We start from the raw sequence: 20,332 nt of genomic DNA, 5'->3' as shown, positions 1-20,332 counted from the left end.
CGACTAGGCGAACAGCGCGGCGTTCTCACGGGTCCAGTCCTGCAGGGTGCGTGGTGGCCGGCTCGTGATCGTCTCGACGCTGTCCTTGACCGACGTCTCGTCGATGATGCCGTCGCCGTAGAAGCTCTCGATCGCGGCGGCGTACTGCGGTGGCATCGTCGCGGCCAGTTCCTCATGCGTCTCCGTCCGGCTCATCGGGTACGCCGTCAGCGACCGGCCGATCGCTTGGCCGAGGATCTCCACCTGTTGCGGGGGAGTGAGGGCGACCGGGCCGGTGAGGCGGTGGATCGTGCCGGCGTGGTCGTCGGTGAAGGCGCGAACCGCGACATCGGCGATGTCGAGCGGATGGATCGTCGAGATCGGCACCTCAGGGAACTGCACCCGAACCACATCGCCCGCACGCAGTTGATCCAGCCAGCGCAGCGTGTTCGACATGAAGGAGTTCGGCCGGAGGAACGTCCACTCGAGACCGGATACCTTCACGGCTTCCTCGGCGGCGTGGTGGTACGCGGCGATCGCGTTCGACGTGTCCGCGCTGTCCAGCGAACTGCTCGACAACAGCACGACCTTGCGAACCCCCGCCCGTACGGCGTTGTCCAGCAACTCCTCGACCCGGTCGTATCCACTCAGCAGGAAGATCCCTGACACACCTGACAGTGCGTCGACGAAGGACTCCGGTCGATTCAGATCGCCGTACACCGCCTCGATCCCAGCCGGTAGCGGGATCTCCTTGCGCACCAGCGCTCGCGCGGCGATTCCCGAAGCAGCCAACGCCTGCACGACCGCGCCGCCCGCGTTCCCACTCGCACCCGTCACCAGAACCGTCATCCAGCCACACCCCTCTCGCGTAGACCATAAGCCTCGACGGCTGCTTGGAGCTCCGACGCTGGATCATCCTCGTGGTAGATGCGTTCGGCCGGCTCGATGTTGTCGAGGAAACGCTGGTACATGACCGCGTAGAGCAGGCGAACCAGGATGGCAGTCGGAGGCAGGGCGCGCTCGGGGTCGGCGGCCGGCACGTGGTTCTTCCAGGCAGTGGTCCAGACGTCCAGAGCGTGGGCGCGCTTGGCGGCCGGCAGCCAGCCGATCAGGCGCTGGATGTCCGTCGCCGGGTGGCCGATGAAGGTGTCGGCCCAGTCGACGATTGCCCGCGCGGTCCCGTCCGAGCGCCAGTTGCCCGGGTGGAAGTCGCCGTGAACCAAGGTGATCGGCAACCCGGCGGTGTCCAACTCGGCGACGATCGACGGGAGCTTGCTGAGCAGGTGCTCGACGTCCGATCGAAGCTGTGAGGACAGTGGCACGACCGACAGCAGCCGTTCGACCTCGGCCGTCAGTTCACCTGGCAGCAGCCGCGGCGCGGTCAGTCCGTCGACCTCGGCCGCGAGTTCACCTCGTAGCAGCCGCGGCGCGGTCAGCCCGTTGGCCTCGGCCGTCAGTTCACCTGGCAGCAGGCTCGGGGTGCTCAGTTCGTCGACCTCGGTTGCGAGTTGAGCTTGCACCGCGACCCACCGGCTCACGACGTTCTCGACCGTTGCCCGGTCCGGCTCCCAGCAGTCGTTCCCCGGTGCGTGGGCGAGTAGCGACCACCGGTTCTCCACCGACTTACCGAGTACGGTCGGCGCGAGCGTTTCGTCGTACCGCTGGACGTGCTCGATGATGTCCGCGTCCACACTGGCGAACCGGCTCGTCGCCTTGGCCCACGCACCCGGGACTCGCAGCAGGCAGGAGAGATTCCACGTCTTCACCTGCACCGGTTCGACCGGGCCGAGGAACGATCGCGCCCACTCGACGATCCGCTCAGGCCCGTCCACCTCGGCCCAGGTCGACCGGAGCGGATGCGGTGCGACGATCGCGTCCCACCCGTCGTACGGCGTCTCGTCGAGCACTCCGGATCGCGGTTCGCCCATCGCCTGCACGTGGTACACGGTCCGCCCACCGCGACCGATCTCGGCCTCGTCCGCATGCACCAGCCGCAGTACGACGGTCCGCACCCCAAGCAACTCGTCCAGCCGCCGGTTCACCTCCTCGACCTCCGACCACCAAGGCGGGCCTACCTCAAACGCCGGCGCCCGCCCCACATACCGAGCCCCCACACTCACCAGCGCCTCAACCCTCTTCGTCTCCACCCGCCAAGTCTGACCACCCACCCACCACCCGTCTCCCCGTTTTCGCCCCCTGGCCCCCGCAGCCGACAATCACCTGAATCCAGCGCCACTGGGTGGCACCGATCTTCCGGAAACCTCAACGCACCGGGCAGGACGGGCGGCAGGGCTTGGCGACCAGGGTCGGCTGCGTGCGGCGCAGTACCTGAAGAACCTGTACGGCGGCCTTGCACGGCCGCTCGTGACGTCGAACCAGCCGTACCGCAGCGTTGCCTCCGCGCGGAGCGTGGCGCGGTTGTCGCGGTCGAGATCACGCCACCGCCGCTGCGGGACGAGATGCAACCGACCGTCGAGCTCGACCACCAACTCGAAGTCGCGGTAGAAGACATCGGTGAACTCGTGGTCGATCGCACGTTGCCGGACGCCGGTCGGCAGCGCGTGCCGGCGTTCGACGTCCCGCAGATACCGGAGTTCGAGGAGCGAGTGTGACCCGGCGGCGACGTCGGCGAGGATCGGGCGCAGTGATCCGCGATGACGTAGTCGCGGACGATCGGCCAGCGCCCGCACAATGTCCGCCGCGCTGACCCGCCCGCTCTGGCACGCCTCGGCGATGACCGCCGCTGCCTGATCCACCGATGGGGCGATGCCGACGATGTCCAGTACGGCGTCCGCGGCGGTCCGCCGAGGTGGGACGACCGGAGCGAGGCGGTCTGCCCAATGTGGGTCGCGGTGGATGACGACATTCGGTCGCGGCACCACCCGTCGGCGTTCCGGAATCGTCACGTACACCGGGCGATTGCTGTCCGGCTTGAGCAGGCCGAGTTGCTCCGCGGCGGTGTAGTGGCTCCAGGCGGATTCGGGGCCGGCGTAGAGGAGGGCCGCCAGTAGTTGCTCGTCGTACCCGATGGGACCGGTGTGTGTCGCGTAGACGCCTGGGTGAACGGTTTGCCACCGCCTGCTCCGTAGCGGACGCCTGATCTGGGCCCTGGTCCAGCCGGCGGCCGGGAGTTGTGCGCGCGACACGATCTGTCCCTGGTCGTGGATCAGCGCCTGAATGCCTTCGTCCGCGAGTTGCCGCGCCCACCACCAGTCCATCCGCCCCAGCCTGACGCATCCCGCCCCCGCCCGCAGAAGCCCCTGTGGATAACGCCTTTTCGGAAGAAAGTCGCCGCTCAGCGACGACCTTCTTCCGAAAAGCCGGCTGTCCGAAGAGCGGGCGTGAGCCGGGTCAGGACAGGCGGAGGCGGTGCCAGGTGCGGGGGCCGGACTTGAGTACGACGTCAGTGGTCAGCTCCACGGTTTTGGTCGGGTCGTCGACCCGGATGCCGTTGACGGTCACCGCGCCCTGGCGGATCAGTCGGCGGAGGCTGGACTTGGTGTCGGTGGGGCGGGCGGCCTGGAGGAGGTCGAGGACGGTGGCGCCCGGCGTTCCGACCAGGACTTCCGGGATGTCGGTCGGCTGGTTGCGGTCGGTGAAGGTTCGAGTGAAGGCGTCGAGTTCGGTGCGGGCGGTGCCGGCGCCGTGGTAGCGGGTGACGACTGCTGCGGCCAGGCGGAGCTTGGCGTCGCGTGCGGGCGGACCGCCCCCTGCCGCGGCCGATCCGAGGGCGGCGACGGTGTCGAGGGGGAGTTCGGTGTAGACGCGCGCGTAGCTCTCCACCAGCGAGTCGGGGATGCTCATCAGCTTGCCGAACTTGTCCCGCGGGGTGTCCGTCAACGCGACGTAGTTCTTCAGCGACTTCGACTGTTTCGCCCGGCCATCAGTACCCGGTGTGATCGTCGTCGTGATCACCGCCTGCGGCGGCGCGCCGAGGCGTTGCTGGAAGTGCCGGCCGAGCTGCTCGTTGAACAGTTGGTCCGACCCGACGATGGTGAGATCGCTGCGCATCGCGAAGCTGTCGTACCCCTGCAGCACCGGGTACACCAGTTCGTGCACCGCGATCTCCCGCCCGGCCGCGACCCGCTCGCGGAACATGTCCCGCGCCATCAACTGGGCCTGCGTGACCTGGCCGAACAGACCCAACAGCTCCGCCACCCGCATCCCGTCGTACCACTCGGAATTGCGTCGTACCTCGAACACTGAAGGGTCGGTGCGCAGGACGATCGACACCTGCTCGACGAACGACTGCGCGTTCGCCTCGATCTCCTCCGGCGTCAACAACGGCCTGGTCTCGGAGCGCCCGGTGGGGTCGCCGACACGGGTGGTGAGGTCGCCGAGCAGGAACACGACCTGATGGCCGAGGTCCTGCAGTTGCCGCATCATCCACAGGTTGACCGCGTGCCCGAGGTGGAGATCGGGTGCGGTGCAGTCGACGCCGTACTTGATCCGCAGCGGCCGACCGGACGCGAGCCGTTCGAGGAGTTCGGCCTCGCCGACGATCGTGTCGGTGGTACGACGTAACCGGTCGACCACCGTACTCGGTTCGATCATGGGTTCCCTCTCAGGACGGGAGGCACCCCGCAGACGCCTCCGGAAAAGCAAGAAAGGCAAGAACCGGATGGTTCCTGCCTCGGAGGCTCTGGGTGGAGCGAGTTGTGGGGACTACCGAATACCGGCCCCTCCCAGAGCCGGTCGATACGCCACGAATCGCTTGATCACGGGGACAGGTTAACAGGCCGGAGCCGCTGCGGACATCGGGTTAGGCTCCAGGGTGTGACGGACGAGCGGGTAGTGCTGCTGGACCAGGCCGGTCGGGCGATCGGGACGGAGGCCAAGGCAACGGTCCACCACGCGGCGACCCCGCTGCATCTGGCGTTCTCCAGCTATGTGGTCGACGACGCCGGCCGGGTGCTGATCACGCAACGGGCGTTCGGCAAGCCGACCTGGCCCGGCGCCTGGACGAACAGTTGCTGCGGGCATCCACTTCCCGGCGAGCCGGTCGAGGCTGCGGTACGACGCCGCCTCGTCGACGAGCTCGGGATCGTCGCGGACCGGATCGACCTGGTGCTGCCCGAGTTCCGCTACCGCGCCGAGATGCCGACCGGCGTGGTCGAGAACGAGCTGTGTCCCGTCTACCGAGTCAACTGGACCGGCGAACCCACACTCAACCCCGAGGAAGTCGCGTCGTACCGCTGGATCTCCTGGCCGCTGGACTTCCCGGACTTGTCCCCGTGGTGCGTCCTCCAACTCGACGAACTCGCGAAGCTCGGTCCAAGTCCTCGCGACTGGCCGATCGCCGAGGCGGCCGACCTACCACCGGCCGCGCGGCTATGAACTGACGTCGCGCTCCAGCAGATCCGCGTGCAGGGCGACGGCGGTGGTGCTCGCGTGCCCCGCCGCGCCGATCGCGAACAGGCTGGGCACGGCTGTCGTTCCGACGGCAACGAAGCCGTCGTCAACCAAGCCGCCGTCAACGGAGCCGTTGTCCACGGTGGTGTCGCCGACTCGAGCGTTCGTCACCTCGACGCCGTACGTCGTGGCTTGCCGGCGCCCGACCGCTAGCAACTCAGCCGGTGACGGGTCGTCCACGCCGAGGTAGTTGTGTACATGCGAAGCCGTGCGATTGCGTGCGCGGTCGTCGTCGAAGAGCACCACGCGGAGCCGCGCCCGAGCAAGTGTCCGCGGCCTGCAGGCTTGCCACACTTCCTCCGCCGACCACTGCTACGTCGTATCTGTTCATGATTTGAGAGTACTTGTCTCACCAATCGAGACAAACGGGTTGCCCGGACAGCGGACCAGCCGAAAGGTCGCGCGCAGGTCGCCGCGCTTGAGGCAAGCTGAGTGAATGGGGATGATCGAGCTTCGGCAGGCCCGGACCGACGCGGATTACGGAGCCTGGCGTGACGTGCGAATCGCCGTACAACCGGACGAGCGCAGCCTGAGCGTGGCCGAGCTCCGCGAGCTGGACAAGCCCGAGCGCCTTCTACTACTGGCCGAAATCAACGGCGGGGTCGTCGGCAGTGGTTTGTCCGACCGCTCCAACGAGGCCGGCCGCGCATTCGTCGTACCCCGGGTGCGGCCGGAGGCGCGGAGGCAGGGCGTCGGCACGCGCTTGCTCATCGAGCTGGCCGAGCATGCCGTTGCCCAAGGCTACGAAGTTGCCGGCTCGATCGTGGAGGACGAAGGGTCGCTGGCGTTCGCGCAGCGGTTCGGCTTCACCGAGACCCGGCGGCAGGTCGAGCAGGTACGCCGTATCGCCGCCGAACCCTGGCCGCCCGAGCCGACGTCGTACCAAGTGGTGAGCGTTGCGGACCGGCCTGAGCTGTGGGCGAAGGCGTATGAGCAGGTCGCGCTGCCGACGCTCCCTGACATGGACGTGCCGAACCCGCTGGACGTCTCGGCTGAGGAATGGGCGACCGAGTGGATCAACGACCCGGCTGCGATGTTCCTGGCCGTCGTCGGCGATGACGTGATCGGAGTCGCCGGCCTGATGCTCGACACCGACCGGCCGGAGCGCGCCGAGGTGGCCTACACCGCCGTGCGGCGGGAATGGCGCGGCCAGGCGGTCGCGTCGACGCTCAAGAGGACGAGCATGGCCTGGGCGGCCGAGCACGGCATCACCCAGGTCTACACCTGGACCCAGCAAGGCAACGAGAACATGCGCCGCCTGAACGAACACCTCGGCTTCACGTACGGTGCCGTCGCCATCAACGTCCGCGCCAACCTACCCCTGCAGCTCCCGGAGGAGGTCCGGGCCTGACCAGGGCCGGCGATTGACCTCGGCGTCGCGGATCAACGCGACGAGCTTGGCGTTGACCGGGGCGGAGCGGTTGAGGGACTCGGCCAGGCGGACGACCTCGCCGTTGAGGTAGTCGATCTCGGTGGTACGACCGGCCTCGAGGTCTTCCCACATCGAGGTGCGGGCGAGCGGATCGATCGCGAGCATCTTGGCGGCAAGTCGTCGGAAGAGGAAGTCGGGCAGGCGCAGGATCGCCGGGAAGCGGTGCATCGGGACCGGCAGGAGTTTGGCCGGCGTGATGCCACCGGCGTCGAGAAGTTCGAGGGTCTCGGCCTGAGCAGCGGCCAGACATCGGCGATACGAACGCTGCGACAACTCGTCCCGCAAGGGCAGATCGGACAGTGCATTGATCGGATTGTTCAAGTTCAGCAGGAGTTTCGCCCACTGCACCGGCAGGATGTCGTCGTGCTGCGTCAGCGGCAGCCCGGCCTTGGCGAATGCATCGACGTACGGCGCCAGCCCAGGGTGATGCTGGATGTCGAGCGCGCCCTCCGTGCCCTGATGGAACACACCGCCACCCCGGTTCAGCACGTTGAACGGAACCATCCCCGTCACCACGACCTGCTCCGTCAGCCGCTCCCGCAGAAGTTCCCCGTTGCGTACGCCGTTCTGGAAGCTGACAACAATCGCACCAGGCTTCAGTACCTCGGCCAGCTCGTCCGCCGCACTCGCCGTAGCGGCCGACTTCACCGTCACCAGAACCAGATCCGCCTCCGCGGCCGCCCCCGGCGAGGTCTCGTACCGGACGTCGGCAACCCGAAGGTCCGCCCCGAGATAGTCCGTCAGCCGCAGCCCGTGCTCAGCCAACTCGTCCGCCATCCGCTGCCGCCCGACGAAGGTCACCGGAGACCCCGTCGCCGCCAGCCGCCCGCCGACATAGCACCCGATCCCACCCGCGCCGTACACCACGATCGTCATCGCAGGCCTCCTCGAGAATCCACCGGCTCATCCAACCGGATCCGCCCACGGTCGGGCAGTGCACCCGTCTGGCCGGTCAGTTCCTGGAGCATGGTCCACAGCTCCTCGAACCGCTCGTGACCGAGCTTCGCCTCCCACTCGTCGAGCAGGTCGGCGATGGCGTCGTGGATCTGCCGCTCCAGCTTCCGGCCGGCCGGGGTCAGTCGCACCCGCTTGGCCCGCGGATCGGCCGGATCGGCCTCGCGCACCAGGTACTCGTGCCGCTCGAGGTGGGTGACCAACTCGTGCATCGACTGCTTCGTCATCCCCGCGTGTGCGGCCAGCTCGGCCGTGTGTGACCCGTCGATCCCTCCGAACCGGAACAGCTGCAAATGGGCCCGCCGCAGCTCCGGATGCCGCGGCCCGACCTGAGCCAGTACGGCGGCCAGCGCCTGATCGAAGGCGAGACGGAGCAGACCGAAATAGCGCGGCGTTGACATGAGGGTCAGGCTACCTTACCGTCAGGGTCAGGCAACCTGACCAAGGGGAGACGATGATGACAGCCCGGCTCGAAGTTCGACGACATCGAGATGATGGCGATCGCGGGCGGGGCCGACCGAACGGAGCGGGAGTGGGCCGCGCTGGCCGAGGCGGCCGGACTCACGCCGCGGGCCGTGGTCCAGTGCGACGACCGCTTCTCGTTGCTCGAAGCAACCTAGGTCGTCCGAAGCAACCTAAGTCGTCTTGGCCGGGAGCTCGACGATGAAGCGGGCACCGCCGCCGGGGCGTTCGGTGACCTGGATGGTGCCGTGGTGCCACTGGACGTGACGGGCGACGATGGCCAGGCCGAGGCCTACGCCGCGGCTGCGGTTGCTGGTTTCACCGCGACCGAAGCGTTCGAAGATCCGGTCGCGGTCGTCCGCGGGGATACCCGGGCCCGAGTCGTCGACGGTGATGACGACGCCCAGGCCGCCGGCTTCGACGCCGACGCCTTTGCAACCGCCGGCGTGGTCCTCGGCGTTCTCGACCAGGTTCGCGATGACTCGTTCAAGCCGCCGCTTGTCCGCCTGCAAGGTCAGGCCCTCGGCCTCCGGCGCGACCGTGGTCACGTCTCGTCCGGCGGTCGCGTCCGCGGCGGCACGGACGAGATCGGCGATCCGGACGATCTCCCGGCTGCCCTGGTCACCGCCGTCGTCCCGGGAGATCTCCAGCAGGTCGATCACCAGCCGGCGGAATCGATCGAGATCGTCGCCGAGCAGTTCGACTGGTTCGCGCACCGGTCCGGGGAGCTCGGCGCGATGGTTCTGGATCAGCTGCATCGAGTTCAGCATCGTCATCAACGGCGTACGCAGCTCATGGCTCACGTCCCCCGCGAATCGCGCGTCTGCCGCCACCCGTCGTTCGAGGTTCGCCGCGGTCTGGTTGAAGGACCGCGCCAACCCACCCAGGTCCCGGTCGTTCTCCACCTGCAGTCGTGCATCCAACTGTCCGCGCGCCACCGCATCTGCCACCCGCGTCAGCGCGGCGAGCGGTCGCAGCGCCAGGGTGCTCGCGAGCCGTCCGACGGCCAGACCGATCAACGCGGCCACGAGCGCCGCCGCGACCAGCGTGAACTTCAACGTCCGCAGCGTGTTGTCCAGGCTTTCCAGCGGATGCCACTCGAAGAACGCCTCGCCGCGACGACTCATCGGTACGCCGACCGCCAGCACCTGCTGACCACCGACGGTGATGCGGCGATGCGATGTACTGCCACTGCGAACCCCGTCGATCAGGTCGGCGGGTAGGTCGGAGGGCTTCCCGGTCAGGGAGTACCACTGGTCGTCGTAGTACACCATCGAGGCGGCCGAGTCCGTGGACGGCAGGCTGTTCAGCAGCTCGATGATGCTGACGTTCGGGTTGGGGGTCGGGCTGCCGCACTCGGCCCGTTCGCGAGCCGGCCGACAGGGCTGTGGTGCGCCGAACAGGCCGTAGTGGAAGGCCGCCGCGTTGTCGGCCGTCTCCACCATCGCGGAGGACTGGCGCTGCTCGGTGAGGTACTCCGAGACCACGGTCCAGGTGACGAGCGCCAGCACCGACGACAGTCCGAGCGCGAGCAGGCCGTAGGCCATCATGACCCGCCCGCGCAGGCTGAACCGTCCTCGCACGGCTCAGCTCACCAGTCGGTAGCCCAGGCCGCGGGCCGTGACCAGATGCTTCGGGCTGGCCGGGTCGTGCTCGATCTTCAGCCGCAGCCGGCGGATGTGGACGTCGACGATCCGGCTGTCACCGAAGTACCCGTAGCCCCACACCTTGGACAGCAACTGCTCCCGGCTCAGCACCTTGCCCTCGGCGCCGGCCAGTTCGGCCAGCAGCTTGAACTCGGTCCGGGTCAACGGCAGCACCGTGTCGCCGCGCGAAACCTCGGCGCCGGCCACGTCGATCCGAAGGTCACCGACCACCAGCAGGTCCAGCTGGCGGGCGTTGGCCGGCTCGACCCGCCGCAGCAGCGCCCGGATCCGGGCCGACAACTCCTTGGCCACCAGCGGCTTGGTGACGTAGTCGTCCGCGCCTGCCTCCAGCCCGGCGACCACATCGTGACTGTCGGTCCGCGCGGTCACCATGATGACCGGTACGTCACTGGTACGGCGGATCTCGCGGCAGACCGTGAAGCCGTCGCGATCCGGCAGCATCAGGTCCAGCAGCACCACGTCCGGCGGCTCCCGGCGCAGCGCGGCGAGAGCGTCGTACCCGTTGGCAGCCTCGGCGACCTGGTACCCCTCGTCCTCCAGGGCGAGCCGCAGCACCCGCCGGATGCGCGGTTCGTCATCGACCAACAGCAGGCTGTGTGCCACCGGTCCAGTGTGGACTACCGGAGGCCCAAACGACGGTGACTTCTGTCATGACTTCGTCATCTTGGCGCGGGTGCCGGGTGACAAGGCCTTGACGGTTCTGTGACCGCGCTTCCAGGCGGCGCCGCGAGTCCTAACTTCGGCGCTATCGAGTCCTGGAGGAGGACCAATGGCCAGAAGAAGGCTGGCGGCAGTATCCCTTGCCGCCGTGGCGACGCTCATGCTCGCCGCCTGCAACAGTGGCAGCGGATCACCGTCCGGATCCGGCAGTACCGAGGCCACGCCGGTCACCGGCGGCACCCTGAACATGCTCGGGGCCGGCGATGTCGACTACATGGATCCGAACATCAGCTACTACTCGGTCGGCTACCTCAACCTGCGGATGTGGAGCAGGCAGCTGTTCACGTACCCGGCCGATCCCGGTGGCAAGAACACCAGCCCGGTCGCGGACCTCGCCACCGAGATCCCGACCGCCGCGAACGGCGGGATCAGTGCGGACGGCAAGACCTACACGATCAAGATCCGGCCCGGGGCGAAGTGGAACACCAGTCCGGCCCGCCAGGTGACGGCCGCCGACATGGTCCGCGGTGTCAAGCGGACCGCGAACCCGGTGCAGCCCTTCGGTGGCATCCCGGACTTCGCCGACCTGATCGTCGGGTACAAGGCGTTCGCGGACGGCTTCACCAAGGTGGCCAAGACCCCGGCTGCGATCCAGGCCTATATCGACACAACACCGCTGCCCGGAGTGGTCGCCAAGGACGACACCACCGTCGTCTTCACGCTGAACCAGCCGGCGTCGTACTTCGTCGACATGCTGACCCTGCCGGCGTTCTCCCCGGCCCCGGTCGAGGCGCTCAAGTACCTCCCCGGCAGCACCGAGCTGGGCAACAACTACCCGTCCGACGGCCCGTACAAGGTCGACTCGTGGGTGCCGACCAAGTCGATCACCTACTCCCGCAACGCCGACTGGGACCCGGCCACCGATCCGGTCCGCAAGGCGTACGTCGACAAGGTCGTGGTGAACGAGACGGTCACCCAGGACTCCGTCCAGCAGCAGCTGCAAACCGGCACACCGAGCGCCGACATGGAGTTCGACGTCGCGCCACCGCCGTCCCAGCTGCCCGCGCTGCAGGCCAAGAAGGACCCGAACCTGACGATCGGTGACACCGCGGGCTCCAACCCGTACGTCATCTACAACACCGTCTCGCCGAACAACAACAAGGCGCTGGAGAACCCGACGGTGCGGCAGGCGATCAGCTACGCGATCAACCGCGACCACATCCTGCAGGTGCTCGGCGGCAAGACCCTGAATCCGCCGCTGACCCACGTCCTGCCGGACGTGATCGTCGGCTCCAAGCCCAACGATCCGTACCCGTACAACCCGGACAAGGCCAAGCAGTTGCTCGCCGAGGCCGGCTTTCCCAACCTGACGCTGAAGTTCCTCTACCGGAACGCGACCGAGGGCAGCAGCAAGACCTTCCAGACGATCCAGCAGGACCTGTCCAAGGCCGGCATCACCGTCACCGGCGTACCCTCGCCGAACGCGGACTTCTACGTGAAGTACCTGCAGGTGCCGAGTGTCGCCAAGCGTGGTGTCTGGGACCTGTCACTGGCCGGCTGGGGTGCGGACTGGTACGGCAACGCGGCGCTGTCGTTCTTCAACCCACTGTTCTCCGGTGAGCCGTCGTTCCCGCCGATCGGCAGCAACTTCGGTCTCTACAACGACCCGGAGACCAACACGCTGATCAAGCAGGCGGCCGCCGCGCCGACGCAGGACGCGGCCGCCGCGCTCTGGGCAAAGGCCGACGCCAGGGTGATGGACCAAGCCGCCTTCTACCCGCTGACCAACAACAAGCAGGCGAACTACCACGCCGCACATGTCCACAACGCCGTCTACGTCCCGTCGCTGCAGAACTACGACCCGACCAATGTCTGGCTCGCCAAGGACAAGCAGGGCGGCTGAGAGGCACATGACACTGCTTGAAGTGAGGGACCTCCGGGTCTCCTTCGACACCCCGGACGGCATCGTCCGCGCTGTCCGGGGGCTGTCGTTCGACGTCGAGGCCGGGCAGACCCTGGCGGTGGTGGGCGAGTCCGGCTCGGGCAAGAGCGTCGCCACCCAGACCATCACCGGTCTGACCCGCGGCGCCCAGGTCTCCGGTACGGCGTTCTTCGACGGAACCGACCTGATCAGTGCCGATCAGGCGACACTGCGACGGTTGCGCGGGGACCAGATCGGGATGATCTTCCAGGACCCGCTGTCCAGCCTGCATCCGCACTACCGGATCGGCTGGCAGATTGTGGAGATGATCCGTGCGCATGACCGGATCATCAGCAAGTCGGCGGCCCGGCAACGGGCCGCCGACCTGCTCACCCTGGTCGGTATCCCGCGGGCGGTCGAGCGGATCGACGACTACCCGCACCAGTTCTCCGGTGGGATGCGGCAACGGGTGATGATCGCGATGGCGATGGCCCTCGACCCGGCGCTGCTGATCGCCGACGAGCCGACCACCGCGCTGGACGTGACCGTGCAGGCCCAGGTGCTGAACGTGATGCGCCGGCTGCAGGAGCAGTTCGGTACGGCGATCATCCTGATCACCCACGACCTCGGCGTGGTGGCCGAGATGGCCGACGAGGTGGTGGTGATGTACGCCGGCTCGGTGATGGAACGGGCGCCGCGTCGCGACATCTTCTACCGCAACCATCACCCTTATACCCAAGGGTTGCTGGCCTCCCTGCCGGCGCGTAGCGGTGACCGGCTGACCCCGATCCCGGGCAGTCCGCCGAGCCTGATCAGCCTGCCGGCCGGGTGCCCGTTCGCGGCCCGCTGCCCGCACGTGTTCGACAAGTGCCGCACCGAGGCGCCGCCGTTGACCGACGTCGGCGGCGACCCGCGACACCAGTCGGCCTGCTGGCTACCCCACGACGTAAGCGAGGCGATTGCGTCTTGACGTCCTCCTCGCCGTGAACGGCGAGGATTCCAGCCCAGCTACGTGGAGGTAGTGAGTTGAGGTTCACGCTTCACAGACATCCGTACAGGCTTGTCTCGGCGCGCGCTGACCGCCCGTCCGGCGGCGATGTTGATAGCGGCGTTCAGGTCGGCGTGGTCGCTGTGGCCGCAGGACTGACACCGGAACGCTTGGTTCTCGCGGTTCCCGGGTGCACAGTGCCCGCAGCGCGAACACGTCTGGCTCGTGTACGCCGCCGTGATCTTCTCGACTCGTCCGGCGGCTTTGTGTTCGAGCCGCTGGACCAGCAGTCCCCAGCCGTTGTTGAGGATGCCCCGGTTCAGGCCGGCCTTGGCGCGTCGCCGGTTCGGCAGGTAGCTGCCTGCCTTGGCGGGATCGGGCTTGGGTTTCGGCCGCCTGGTCATCTGCGGTACCCGGAGGTCTTCGACGCGGATCACGTCGAAGCGGCGCGCGAAATCGGTCGAGGTCTTCTCGACCCAGTCCTTACGTCGATCCGCGGCCCGGGCGTGCAGTTTCGCGATCGCGGCCTTGACGCGTTTCCTGCGGTTCGAGCCGCGCTGGGCTCGGGCGAGTCGCCGTTGAAGGTGCACCAGTCGCCGCCGCTCGGACTCGGACAGCCTTGGGCAGTTGAGCAGTTCCCCGGTGGACAGGGCGGCGGATACGGTCACGCCGCGGTCAACGCCGACGACCGCGCCGTTGCCGGGTGCCGGGATCGGGTCCGGTACGGCGGCGAACGCGATGTGCCAGCGCCCGACGCGGTCACGGGTGATCCGGTACGACCTGGACTCCGGCAGCGCCCGGCTCACCCGGAACCGTACCCAGCCGACCTTCGGAACCAGCACCCTCGCCCACTTGCGGCTGACCTGCTCAACCCGGCCGGCCTGAGGACCGACGATACGGAACCCTTCACGCCGTCCGGCTTTGCGCCAGGTGGGGCGGTGATGGCTGCCGGCGAAGAAGTTCCTGCGGGCTTGGTCGAAGTCCCGCAGCGCTTGCTGCTGGACGGTTTGCGACCCATCACGCAACCAGCCGAACACGGCACGCGCCTCGGTCAGTTGCCGCGCCTGCTCAACGAATCCCGGCGTCGGGCCTTTGTCGCGTGTCCACATCGACCATCGCTCAACGGCCAGGTTCCACACATATCGCGCTTGCCCACACTGAGCCAGCAGCCCAGCAGTCTGCGCCGGCGTGGGACACAGGCGGTAGCGAGACATGCCCCCGATCCAACCAGCCACCGCCGACACTTCTCCGAGCACACCGAGAGGAGGGAGTCGCGGCTCCACCCCGCCATCAATGACGGGGCCTCCCCGCGACCTATCTGATGAACGACGTGTTGCTGAAGGTGGAGGACGTCCGCAAGGTGTTCCCCACTCATTCCCGGGAGGTGGTCCGGGCGGTCGACGGCGTCTCTCTCGAGGTCCGCAAGGGCGAGACACTCGGGCTGGTCGGCGAGACCGGCTGCGGCAAATCGACCCTGGCCCGCTGCATGGCCCACCTGTACGACGTGACGTCCGGCTCGGTGTGGTTCGACGGTACCGAGATCAGCACGTTGTCCCGGAAGGCGATGCGGCCGATCCGCCGTGAGGTCCAGGTGATCTTCCAGGACCCGTACGGCTCGCTGAACCCGCGCCGGCGGGTCGGCTCGATCATCGGCGACCCGTTCAGCATCCACGGCATCGCGTCGGGCGCGGAGCGGAAGAAGAAGGTCCAGGAGCTGATGGAGCTGGTCGGGCTGAATCCCGAGCACTACAACAGGTTCCCGGCCGAGTTCTCCGGCGGGCAGCGGCAGCGGATCGGGGTCGCCCGGGCGCTGGCGCTGCGGCCGAAGCTGGTGATCTGCGACGAACCGGTGTCGGCGCTGGACGTATCGATCCAGGCGCAGATCATCAACCTGCTGGCGGATCTGCAGCGCGAGTTCGATCTGACCTACGTGTTCATCTCGCACGACCTGTCCGTGGTCCGGCACGTCAGCGACCGGATCGCGGTGATGTACCTGGGCAAGATCGCCGAGCTCGCACCGACCAGCGAGTTGTTCGGCCAGACCCGGCATCCGTACACCCGGGCGTTGCTGTCCGCGCTGCCGGTGGCGGATCCGGACACGGCCGACAGTCGCGAGCAGATCATCCTCGGTGGCGACATCCCAGCCGCGACGAACCCGCCGGAGGGGTGCAGGTTCCACACGCGGTGCCCGAAATCCCGGGCCGACTGTGCCGCGACCGAGCCGCCGCTGGCCGCCGTACTGGATGACGGCGGCGAACATCGGACGGCGTGCATCCATCCGTTGACCATCGGCGAGGACCTGTCCACCGCCGTACCCGATCTGAAGGCATCATGACTGTGCTTTTGGCCGGGCCTTCGGCGCCGGGATGGTCATGGGGCTGTGGCTCCCGACCTTCCCTCGTCGCTCCGCTCCTCAGTCCAGGTCGGGAGGCCCCATGACCGCAGCAATCGAGATGGTCGACGTCGTCGATGAGCCGAAGGCGATCGAGGGGCGTAGTCCGTTCGTGCTGGCGTTGCGGCGGTTGCGCCGCGACAAGGTGGCGATGATCTCGCTCGTCGTGATCGTGCTGATCGTGCTGATGGCGATCTTCGCGCCGGTGTTCGCCTCCATCACCGGGCATCCGCCGAACGAGCAGTACCGCGACATCGGGCTGACGCCGGACGGGTTGCCGCGCGGGCCGAACGGGACGTTCTGGCTGGGGACCGACGACCTGGGCCGCGACATCCTGGTGCGGATCGCGTACGGCGCTCGCGTGTCACTGCTGGTCGGGGTGGCCGCGACCGCGATCACGGTGGTGGTCGGCGTAGTCCTCGGTCTGGCGGCGGGGTTCCTCGGTGGACTCGTCGACACCGTGCTCGCGCGGCTGATCGACGTCGTGCTGTCGGTGCCGTTCCTGCTGGTGGCGATCGCGTTGGTGTCGGTCACCGGCCCGAGCCTGACGGTGACGGTGATGGTGATTGGGTTCTTCAGTTGGGCGTCGGTGGCCCGGATCGTGCGCGGTCAGGTGCTGTCGCTGCGGGAGCGGGAGTTCGTCGAGGCGGCCCGATCGCTGGGGGCGGGGGACTCCCGGATCATGTTCGTCGACATCCTGCCGAACGTGCTGGCACCGGTGATCGTCTACACCACGCTGCTGATCCCGGTGGTGATCGTGACCCAGGCGACGCTGTCGTTCCTCGGGCTCGGGCTGCCGCCGCCGACCGCGGACTGGGGCGGGATGATCAGCGCGTCGCAGAACTACTACACGACCGCGTGGTGGTTCATCCTCTTCCCCGGTCTGGCGCTGCTGATCACCACGCTGGCCTTCAACCTGTTCGGCGACGGGGTCCGGGACGCCTTCGACCCGCGCGCGGATCGGAGCTAGTGATGGCGCTGTTCGGCTGGGGCAACTACTGGATCGACACCTCCAACGGTGCTGCGAGGAGGCGGCGATGGTTCTTTTTCTGATCCGCCGGATCGGCCACGGGATCCTGGTTCTCTGGCTCATCACGGTGGCCGTGTTCGGGCTGTTCTTCGTTGCTCCGAGCAACGTTGCACAGACCCTGGCCGGCCGACAGGCGACGCCGGAGACGATCGCACTGGTCAAACACCGGCTCGGCCTGGACCTGCCGGTCTGGAAGCAGTACCTGCATTTCATCGAGAACGCGCTGCAGGGCAATCTCGGGTACGACTACTACCACCAGGTGCCGGTGACCACGATCATCGGGCAGGCGTTGCCGATCACGGTGTCGCTCGCGCTCGGCGCCGCCGTACTGTGGTTGCTGCTCGGGGTCTTCAACGGGGTGATCTCGGCGGTGCATCCGCGGTCGCTGGCCGATCGCGGGCTGACGCTGTTCTCGTTGTTCTTCTACTCGTTCCCGTCGTTCCTGCTCGGGTTGCTGCTGCTGTACTTCCTGTACTTCCGGCTCACGCTGGCAGGGTTCCACTGGTTCCCGGCCGGCGGGTACTCGGCGCTGAGTGCGGGGATCGGGCCGTGGGTCCAGCACCTGTTCCTGCCGTGGATCGCGCTGGCTTTGTTGCTGGCGGCCACTTACACCCGGTTGACCCGCGGTTCGATGCTCGACGTACTGAGTGAGGACTACATCCGGACGGCGCGATCGAAGGGTATCCGCGAGCGCCGCGTGATCGTCCGCCACGGTCTGCGCAGCGCGATGACGCCGGTCGTCACCCAGTTCGGTATCGACCTCGGCCAGCTGGTCGGTGGTGTCGTGGTGATCGAGACGGTCTTCAGCCTCCCCGGCTTGGGGCAGACCGCCATCACCGCCATCAACCAGCAAGACCTCCCGGTCATCATCGGCATCGTCCTGTTCGCCTCAGCTGCCGTAGTAGTCGCCAACATCCTGGTGGACATCGCCTACGCCGCCCTCGACCCCAGAGTCCGTCTGCACTGATCGCCACCTTGATTCCCGGGGGGAGGGACGCCCCGGAGCAGCACCTCCGGGGGTGGTGCTGCTCCGGGGACGGTTAATCAGTTGGCGGCTCTCCGGGGTCGTCCTACTCTGGGCGTATGGCTACTTGCCTCTGTGTCTAGCTGCGGACCCGCTTCCACACCAGAAGTGCGTCCATCTGCTATCACGGAGAGTAACCATGATCACCGTTCGCGGTGTAGATATTCGCGTCGGCGCCCACCTGCTGCTGTCCGACCTCTCGTTCCACCTCAGCCCCGGCGACCGCGTCGGGCTCGTCGGCCGTAACGGCGCCGGCAAGACCACCTTGATGAAGACCCTGGCAGGCGAGGACCGTCCGGCTTCGGGTTCCGTCACCGTGTCCGGCTCCGTCGGCTACCTGCCGCAGGACCCGCGTGCCGCCGACCCGAACCTCACCGTCACCACCCGGATCCTGTCGGCCCGCGGGCTGGACGTCGCCGTCCGCAGCCTCCGCAAGGCCGAGGCCGCGATGAGCAGTGCGGTCGGCGACGCCCAGGAGCGCGCGATGGCGGCGTACGCCCGGGCCGAGGCGCAGTTCCAGGCCGGCGGCGGTTATGCCGCCGAGGCGGAAGCGGCCCGGCTCGCGGCCGGCGTCGGTCTGCCCACCCGCGCGCTCGAGCAGCCGGTCGGCGAACTGTCCGGTGGTCAGCGGCGCCGGGTCGAGCTGGCCCGGATCCTGTTCGCGCAGCACGACACCTTGCTGCTCGACGAGCCGACCAACCACCTGGACGCCGACTCGGTGCTGTGGCTGCGTCAGTTCCTGCTCGGCTACCCGGGCGGCCTGGTGGTCATCAGCCACGACCGTGAGTTGCTCGCGGCAACGGTCAACCGGGTGTTCCACCTGGATCCGCAGCGGACCACGATCGACGTCCACAACACCGGCTGGGCGAAGTACCTCGAACAGCTGGAGCTCGACGAGCGCCGCCGTACCCGCGAACGCAACACGGCGGAGCGCAAGGCGGCGGTTCTGCATGCCCAGGCGGCGAAGATGCAAGCCGGAGCGAACACGGCCGTTGCCGCGCGCAACATGGCGCGGCGGGCGAACAAGCTGCTCGACGATCTCGAGCCCGTACGACGTGCCGCCCGGGTGGCCCGGATCCGGCTGCCCGAACCGGCGCCGTCCGGGAAGACACCGCTCAGCGCGACCGGTCTGAAGAAGGCGTACGGCGGCCTCCAGGTGCTGGACGGGGTCGACCTGGCCGTGGACCGGGGCAGTCGGGTCGTCATCCTCGGGCTGAACGGCGCCGGTAAGACCACGCTGCTCCGGCTGCTCGCCGGTCGTGAGGAGCCGGACGCCGGCAAGGTCGTGCACGGTCACGGGTTGCGGCTCGGGTACTTCGCCCAGGAGCACGACACCCTGGATCTCGCCGGCACCGTCCGGCAGAACCTGGCGTCGGTCGCGCCCGGTCTGACCGACGGCGAGGTCCGGAACGTGCTCGGCTCGTTCCTGTTCAGCGGCGACGACGCCGAGAAACCGGCCCACGTCCTGTCCGGCGGCGAGAAGACCCGCCTGGCACTCGCCGGGCTGGTCCACTCCGGCGCGAACGTCCTGCTGCTGGACGAGCCGACCAACAACCTGGACCCGGCCTCCCGCGACGAGGTTCTCGGCGCGGTCGGCAGCTACCCTGGCGCGATCGTCATGGTCACTCACGACGAGGGCGCCATCGAGGCCCTGCGCCCCGACCGGGTGCTGATCCTCCCGGACGCCACCGAGGACCTCTGGACCGACGACTACCTGGACCTCGTCTCCCTGGCCTGACCGCCCGTCCCCCTCTGGTTGGCCCACCTCCGCGCTGGTGGGTCGGCCCACCAGAGGGGTGAGGTCAACCCGCGGGTTGAGGAGCGGTTCCACCTGGGGCCGAACTGGGGGCCGACGTACCCGGGTCCGATTCCGAGGAGCGTTGAGGGCAACGAACCTCATCGGGAAGGAATCGGAATGTCGAGCGAGTTGGTCCTGGGGATCTTGGTCGGGCTGTTTGTGCTGGTGCGGGTGGTCGGGCGGCAGGTGACCGGGTCGCTGGTGACGCAGAAGTCGCTGCTGGTGATGCCGGTGATCCTGCTGATGGTCGGGCTGTTGCCGTTGCCGTCCGCGCTGCAGACCGCGTCGAACGGCGAGATCGCCTTCCTCGTGCTGGACTGCGTCGTACTGATCGGGATCGGGCTCGCCCGCGGTGCCAGCCTCCGGCTCACCCAGCGCGAGGACGGTCTGTTCCAGAAGGGCACTTCGGCGACGCTCTCGCTCTGGCTGCTCACGCTCGCGATCCGGGTCGGTGCCGCGTTCGCCGCGCCCGCGATCTGGCCGAACGGCAACCTGACCCACTCGACCGTGGCGCTGACCATCGGCCTCACCATCGCAGCGCAGAACGTGATGGTCTACCACCGGGCGGTCAGCCTGCGGATCCCGTTCGCCGTCGAGCGGGCATGATGACGGT

20 protein-coding genes are annotated in these 20,332 nt (G+C 68.0%); 10 read left to right on the top strand and 10 right to left on the bottom strand.

What is annotated here, in order from left to right; all coding sequences use genetic code 11:
- Positions 1-3: 3 nt before the first annotated feature.
- The 4 genes from EV652_RS21485 to tyrS all read right to left on the bottom strand — a co-directional run bounded on the left by EV652_RS21485 (position 4) and on the right by tyrS (position 4,533).
- On the bottom strand, positions 4-828 hold the full coding sequence (locus tag EV652_RS21485) for an NAD(P)H-binding protein (protein WP_132210974.1): 825 nt from the start codon (positions 826-828) through the stop codon (positions 4-6).
- Positions 825-2,126 (bottom strand): phosphotransferase, encoded by a 1,302-nt coding sequence (locus EV652_RS21480; RefSeq protein WP_132210973.1) that lies wholly within the window; start codon positions 2,124-2,126, stop codon positions 825-827. The genes EV652_RS21485 and EV652_RS21480 overlap by 4 nt, the downstream gene beginning before the upstream one ends.
- Positions 2,127-2,195: 69 nt before the next feature.
- Positions 2,196-3,197, bottom strand: a complete 1,002-nt coding sequence (locus tag EV652_RS21475; protein ID WP_132210972.1) for a type IV toxin-antitoxin system AbiEi family antitoxin domain-containing protein — start codon at positions 3,195-3,197, stop codon at positions 2,196-2,198.
- A gap of 133 nt (positions 3,198-3,330) precedes the next feature.
- Positions 3,331-4,533 (bottom strand): tyrosine--tRNA ligase, encoded by a 1,203-nt coding sequence (gene tyrS, locus EV652_RS21470; protein ID WP_132210971.1) that lies wholly within the window; start codon positions 4,531-4,533, stop codon positions 3,331-3,333.
- Between the two features lie 222 nt (positions 4,534-4,755).
- Here tyrS and idi point away from each other — a divergent pair, with 222 nt between their 5' ends.
- Positions 4,756-5,316: an isopentenyl-diphosphate Delta-isomerase gene (idi, locus tag EV652_RS21465; protein ID WP_132210970.1), complete on the top strand. Its 561-nt coding sequence runs from the start codon at positions 4,756-4,758 to the stop codon at positions 5,314-5,316.
- Here idi and EV652_RS21460 read toward each other — a convergent pair.
- Entirely contained in the window at positions 5,311-5,637 is a 327-nt protein-coding gene (locus EV652_RS21460) for a hypothetical protein (protein ID WP_132210969.1), read from the bottom strand. The genes idi and EV652_RS21460 overlap by 6 nt on opposite strands.
- A 190-nt stretch (positions 5,638-5,827) precedes the next feature.
- Here EV652_RS21460 and EV652_RS21455 point away from each other — a divergent pair, with 190 nt between their 5' ends.
- The gene (locus tag EV652_RS21455; RefSeq protein ID WP_242001901.1) at positions 5,828-6,742 is read left to right on the top strand and encodes a GNAT family N-acetyltransferase; all 915 of its coding nucleotides are present in this window, start codon (positions 5,828-5,830) and stop codon (positions 6,740-6,742) included.
- Here the strand turns inward: EV652_RS21455 and EV652_RS21450 are convergent.
- On the bottom strand, positions 6,707-7,699 hold the full coding sequence (locus EV652_RS21450) for a 2-dehydropantoate 2-reductase (protein ID WP_132210968.1): 993 nt from the start codon (positions 7,697-7,699) through the stop codon (positions 6,707-6,709). The two genes, EV652_RS21455 and EV652_RS21450, sit on opposite strands and share 36 nt — an antisense overlap.
- The gene (locus EV652_RS21445; protein ID WP_132210967.1) at positions 7,696-8,178 is read right to left on the bottom strand and encodes a MarR family winged helix-turn-helix transcriptional regulator; all 483 of its coding nucleotides are present in this window, start codon (positions 8,176-8,178) and stop codon (positions 7,696-7,698) included. The genes EV652_RS21450 and EV652_RS21445 overlap by 4 nt, the downstream gene beginning before the upstream one ends.
- Before the next feature lie 90 nt (positions 8,179-8,268).
- Here EV652_RS21445 and EV652_RS45830 point away from each other — a divergent pair, with 90 nt between their 5' ends.
- Positions 8,269-8,397, top strand: coding sequence for a hypothetical protein (locus EV652_RS45830; protein ID WP_255512615.1), 129 nt, complete (start codon positions 8,269-8,271; stop codon positions 8,395-8,397).
- Between the two features lie 15 nt (positions 8,398-8,412).
- Here EV652_RS45830 and EV652_RS21440 read toward each other — a convergent pair whose 3' ends face one another.
- Both EV652_RS21440 and EV652_RS21435 read right to left on the bottom strand, forming a co-directional pair.
- Positions 8,413-9,822: a sensor histidine kinase gene (locus EV652_RS21440; RefSeq protein ID WP_132210966.1), complete on the bottom strand. Its 1,410-nt coding sequence runs from the start codon at positions 9,820-9,822 to the stop codon at positions 8,413-8,415.
- A 3-nt stretch (positions 9,823-9,825) separates the two neighbouring features.
- Positions 9,826-10,509 (bottom strand): response regulator, encoded by a 684-nt coding sequence (locus tag EV652_RS21435; protein WP_132210965.1) that lies wholly within the window; start codon positions 10,507-10,509, stop codon positions 9,826-9,828.
- Positions 10,510-10,675: 166 nt separating this feature from the next.
- On the opposite strand from EV652_RS21435, the gene EV652_RS21430 reads away from it, so the two are divergent.
- Together EV652_RS21430 and EV652_RS21425 are read left to right on the top strand one after the other, a co-directional pair.
- Positions 10,676-12,469, top strand: a complete 1,794-nt coding sequence (locus EV652_RS21430; protein WP_132210964.1) for an ABC transporter substrate-binding protein — start codon at positions 10,676-10,678, stop codon at positions 12,467-12,469.
- 22 nt (positions 12,470-12,491) lie between these two features.
- Positions 12,492-13,457, top strand: a complete 966-nt coding sequence (locus EV652_RS21425) for an ABC transporter ATP-binding protein (RefSeq protein WP_242001900.1) — start codon at positions 12,492-12,494, stop codon at positions 13,455-13,457.
- Between the two features lie 38 nt (positions 13,458-13,495).
- On the opposite strand, the gene EV652_RS21420 is transcribed toward EV652_RS21425, so the two are convergent.
- Positions 13,496-14,689, bottom strand: coding sequence for an RNA-guided endonuclease InsQ/TnpB family protein (locus EV652_RS21420; protein WP_132210962.1), 1,194 nt, complete (start codon positions 14,687-14,689; stop codon positions 13,496-13,498).
- A 107-nt stretch (positions 14,690-14,796) separates the two neighbouring features.
- Here EV652_RS21420 and EV652_RS21415 point away from each other — a divergent pair, with 107 nt between their 5' ends.
- The 5 genes from EV652_RS21415 (at position 14,797) to EV652_RS21395 (ending at position 20,325) form a co-directional block, all read left to right on the top strand.
- Positions 14,797-15,810 (top strand): ABC transporter ATP-binding protein, encoded by a 1,014-nt coding sequence (locus tag EV652_RS21415; protein ID WP_132210961.1) that lies wholly within the window; start codon positions 14,797-14,799, stop codon positions 15,808-15,810.
- Positions 15,811-15,910: 100 nt separating this feature from the next.
- A complete protein-coding gene (locus tag EV652_RS21410; RefSeq protein WP_132210960.1) occupies positions 15,911-16,837 on the top strand; it encodes an ABC transporter permease in 927 nt (308 codons plus the stop codon).
- Positions 16,838-16,904: 67 nt separating this feature from the next.
- Entirely contained in the window at positions 16,905-17,864 is a 960-nt protein-coding gene (locus EV652_RS21405; protein WP_132210959.1) for an ABC transporter permease, read from the top strand.
- A gap of 196 nt (positions 17,865-18,060) precedes the next feature.
- Entirely contained in the window at positions 18,061-19,659 is a 1,599-nt protein-coding gene (locus EV652_RS21400; protein ID WP_132210958.1) for an ABC-F family ATP-binding cassette domain-containing protein, read from the top strand.
- A 177-nt stretch (positions 19,660-19,836) separates the two neighbouring features.
- Positions 19,837-20,325: a hypothetical protein gene (locus EV652_RS21395; protein ID WP_132210957.1), complete on the top strand. Its 489-nt coding sequence runs from the start codon at positions 19,837-19,839 to the stop codon at positions 20,323-20,325.
- Positions 20,326-20,332: the final 7 nt, after the last annotated feature.

It is taken from the genome of Kribbella steppae, from assembly GCF_004342025.1.
GTDB classification, from domain to species: domain Bacteria; phylum Actinomycetota; class Actinomycetes; order Propionibacteriales; family Kribbellaceae; genus Kribbella; species Kribbella steppae.
This window is presented reverse-complemented; position numbering and strand designations above follow the sequence as displayed.